Raw genomic sequence first — 430 nt, 5'->3', positions numbered from 1 at the left:
TTATTCCTCACAATGAATGGTTGGTTTATTTTGCCGGTAGTGGTTTGGTGGGAATGATTGCTTTTTCAATTGGTATTTGGTTATTGTACCACTATCTTTTTAAACAAAATATTTTTTCTTTTGTAACAGCAATTGTTCTTTTAATTCCATTAATAACTGATGATAGTTTAGAAGGGCAGTATGGCATAACCATTTTTTCTTTTGTAATTGCAATGGTTTATCACTTGAATAAAATTATGCATTCTTCTTTTGCTGCAACTTCATCAACTTAGCATACTTAGCCATTGTTTGATAGGCTACAGATGATGCGATGAAGAAGCCATCAACGCCATCTAAAAAACCTAATTTAAAAATATAGCCGTTAATAAAAGCAACTAATGGATTGGCGAATAATTTAATTAGTGAAGCCTTCTTTCCTTGTTGCAGCATA

2 protein-coding genes are annotated in these 430 nt (G+C 31.9%); one reads left to right on the top strand and one right to left on the bottom strand.

Annotated elements, in window-relative coordinates:
* Window positions 1–272: hypothetical protein (locus E3E36_RS12115; protein ID WP_206203697.1), on the top strand; the 272-nt coding region annotated here is incomplete at its 5' end.
* Here E3E36_RS12115 and E3E36_RS13040 read toward each other — a convergent pair.
* A partial coding sequence (locus tag E3E36_RS13040; RefSeq protein WP_206203696.1) for a hypothetical protein occupies window positions 235–430 on the bottom strand: 196 nt, incomplete at its 5' end. The genes E3E36_RS12115 and E3E36_RS13040 overlap by 38 nt on opposite strands.

This window comes from Thermococcus sp. M36 (genome assembly GCF_012027355.1).
In the GTDB taxonomy this organism is placed as follows: domain Archaea; phylum Methanobacteriota_B; class Thermococci; order Thermococcales; family Thermococcaceae; genus Thermococcus.
Note: the sequence above shows the minus strand (reverse complement) of the source record. Positions and strands in the feature narration are given on the sequence as shown.